General features: G+C 66.8%; 1 protein-coding gene. It reads right to left on the bottom strand.

Annotated features, from left to right (window positions below; all coding sequences use genetic code 11):
* Positions 1 to 321 precede the first annotated feature (321 nt).
* The gene (locus tag I6F33_RS38450) at positions 322 to 462 is read right to left on the bottom strand and encodes a sugar transferase (RefSeq protein WP_225145793.1); all 141 of its coding nucleotides are present in this window, start codon (positions 460 to 462) and stop codon (positions 322 to 324) included.
* Positions 463 to 473: the final 11 nt, after the last annotated feature.

Raw genomic sequence — 473 nt, 5'->3', positions numbered from 1 at the left:
CCCCAACGGCCTGAGGTCGCAGCGTCCTCGGCGGGGGGAGCCGAGGACGCTGCGACCTCAGGCCGTTGGGGTAGCTCCGAGCAGGGGATGCCAGGAGCGGGCGGCCTCAAGCCACCATGGTGCAGTCGGCGGGAAGCTGGGCTGGCAACCATGCCGGCCCGGTCGCCCGCTCGACCAGCGATTCATCGGCATCGGTCCGGCTTGTCATATCCTCACCCATGAGACGGTTGGCCAGCTCGACGGCTGCCCCGGCGCGGCAGGAGAATCAGCGCATCGGCAGGGCGCGCCGCAAAATTCGCCCCGTTCGTGCGCCTGCGACGCCTAGAATGCGCCGCGCCCCGAGATCACGACTGCGACAGTGCGGAAGATGATATACAGGTCGAGCCAGATCGAGTAGTTGCGGATATAATGCATATCTAGCCGCACCCGCTCCTCGTAGCCAAGCGTGCTGCGCCCGCTGATCTGCCAGAGTC

The sequence above is a fragment of the Bradyrhizobium sp. BRP20 genome, assembly GCF_020194215.1.
In the GTDB taxonomy this organism is placed as follows: domain Bacteria; phylum Pseudomonadota; class Alphaproteobacteria; order Rhizobiales; family Xanthobacteraceae; genus Bradyrhizobium; species Bradyrhizobium yuanmingense.
This window is presented reverse-complemented; position numbering and strand designations above follow the sequence as displayed.